The organism is Alkalihalophilus marmarensis DSM 21297 (assembly GCF_000474275.2).
In the GTDB taxonomy this organism is placed as follows: Bacteria; Bacillota; Bacilli; order Bacillales; family Bacillaceae_D; genus Alkalihalophilus; species Alkalihalophilus marmarensis.
This window is the reverse complement of sequence record NZ_ATAE01000058.1, coordinates 1-2,475: the sequence shown is the minus strand read 5'-3', so window position 1 is coordinate 2,475 and position 2,475 is coordinate 1. Positions and strand designations below refer to the sequence as shown.

The 2,475-nt window shown below is 39.4% G+C and carries 2 protein-coding genes; both read right to left on the bottom strand.

Translation table 11 applies throughout. The annotated features are described in order from the left end of the window. Positions 1-74: 74 nt before the first annotated feature. Entirely contained in the window at positions 75-803 is a 729-nt protein-coding gene (gene istB / locus A33I_RS18565; RefSeq protein WP_022629816.1) for an IS21-like element helper ATPase IstB, read from the bottom strand. Next, entirely contained in the window at positions 800-2,320 is a 1,521-nt protein-coding gene (istA, locus tag A33I_RS18560; protein WP_022629815.1) for an IS21 family transposase, read from the bottom strand. The genes istB and istA overlap by 4 nt, the downstream gene beginning before the upstream one ends. Positions 2,321-2,475: the final 155 nt, after the last annotated feature.

Below are 2,475 nucleotides of genomic sequence, written 5' to 3'. Positions count from 1 at the left end.
TGTATTTGGCAAGAGAAAAATGTCTAAAACGGCAAACCTTTTTGAATGCCACTTACTAACCTAAGTTCTCTAACTTATAATTCTCTTAGTGCTAATGACTCTTTCATTCGATTACTATCTCCTCCAAAAAGGACTAAGTGGGAATGGTGAATTAGACGATCTACAACTGCTTCCGTTAAAATAGGATCTCCAAAAACATGATTCCATTGCCCAAATTGAAGGTTTGTCGTGATAATAATACTTCTTTTTTCATAACACAGAGAAATGACTTGGAAAAGTAACTCGGCTCCCTGCTTATGTAGGGGGATATAACCTAGTTCGTCAAGTATTAATAGATCTAGCTTCTCAATTCTCTTGAAAAATTTAGTAAGAGTACCTTTTTCATTGGCATCTAATAGCTCATTTGCGAGAGAGGCAATCGTGTAAAACTTAACACGCTTGCCATGCTTATGTATGGCATTTAGGCCAATGAGTGTGGAGAGGTATGTCTTTCCAGCACCTACACCCCCATAGAAAACCATATTCTCCTTCGTTTCTATAAACGTTCCGTCTAATAAGTATTGTTGGCTTAACCCGTGTCCAAGCTGAATATTTTTCCAGTCAAAAGGTTTGCCAGATACGTTTGGCAAGGTTGCCGCTTTAAGCAGTAAGTTGATTTTTCTTTCCTCTCGTTGTTCTATTTCTTTTTCAAAAAGCGTTAATAAATACTCTTGAGGATTCTTCGAATCCACTTCATGAAAGTGCTCACGAATCCAACTAAGCTTCAAACGTTTAGCATATTCCTGGATCTTTTCTTGCTTCACTTTAGATCGCCTCCTAATGTAAAGAAGGCATCATATTGCTTCATACCACGTTCGGCAATCGGCATAGCTGGCACGGCACTTTTGAGTTTAAGCGTTTGCGTTTGCCTTTGACCACGGCCATGAATCAATTGATGGAAGACTTGCTTTATCGCCTCTGAAGACGGATGGCACCTCTCAGAAGCGATCTCTAAGGCTTCTGTGGCTTTTTCTAAGCGATTACTCTTTAATAAGGTTGATAATAGAAGAAGCGCTTTTTTCTTTTCTTCGACTGTACAGTCGTGTAGATATTTTTGCCACGAATCTGGAAGCTGATTATAAAAGGTCGTGTACTTTAGAGCGGTTGGTCTCTTAGCCATAAGTGATAGATAAGGGTGCCAAATCATAGACTTAGACTCTTTTCCATATAAGCGTTCATGGCTTACGATGACTTCGTATTGATCCGTGAGGATATCAATGCGATTGTAATGAATACCTACCAATACTCTATTGTTCGCATAGCGCGGGGAAGTAGAGTACCTTTTGGAATCTACAAGGACGTACCCATACTTATCTGCTTTCAGTGTTTCGATGCGTCTACCTGTGTATTCTTTAGGAGGTAAGTAGAATAACGCCTCACGATCCTCCACAAATAATTTAGCGATCTCCTGCTTCTTTTCGTAGTGCATACGGTATCGATCATTCTCTGCTTCTTCCCACAACCGATGATTCAATTCTTCTAGTTGATACACAGAGCGTTCCGGTAAAAAGAAATTATTCCGTACGTATTTTACCATTGCTTCTACATGCCCTTTTTCATTACCAGCACCAGGGTTACAGAATTCATACTCAAAACCATAGTGTAAGGCAAATCTCTCAAAACCCTCTGTTAACTCTCGTTTCCCCTGTGGAAGAATCTTCTTCACGGCTGGCGACAAATTATCAAAACGTATCCTCTTGGGCACACCTTCTAAGTAGTTAAAAAATCGTTTTAATCCTTCTAAGAAACAATCTTGATTCTGAGATTCAAAGACTTGAACGAAGAAAGCATTACTGTAAGGAAAGGACATAACGAGATATGGAAGGTCAACGACCTTGCCGTTTCTTTTAAAGGGTGCTTCCCCAAAGTCTACCTGTGCATCACCAGCCCTTGATTCTAAAGGAATAGCTGCATTTTCACTTTCTTCTAATAATTCCTTTTTACGTTTCGAGACATAGGCCCTTACTGTACGATCAGATCCTTTAAAATCTAATTCCTCATGATTTACAAGTAGCTGCCATATACGTTTGGCAGTCCTGAGATATTTCTTTTTCTTCTTCATATCTTCCTTCAACCATTGATCCACAATATCTTTTACTGGGTCCATCACAGGAGCTGGTTGTGATTTCTTCCTCTTATTCTCTGGTTGAAACTCCTCGAGATCAGCATATTTTTTGACGGTTCTGACATCTTTATTTGTTCTTCTAGCCACATCCGAATAGGAATAACCTTTCCCATTAACTTCTTGTCTGATATAATTAATTTCGGTCACTTGTAACATCTCCTAAAACTACCTCCTGCCAGTATTGGGTCCAACAGGAAGTGTATTGAATTTTTGGGATGTTAGCAAGTGGCTTTTTTTTTGTATAGCTGCCTCTCAAGGCCACCTACATAAAAGGAATGCCATGGCCTACATTTTTAGTTTGCCATAAACAG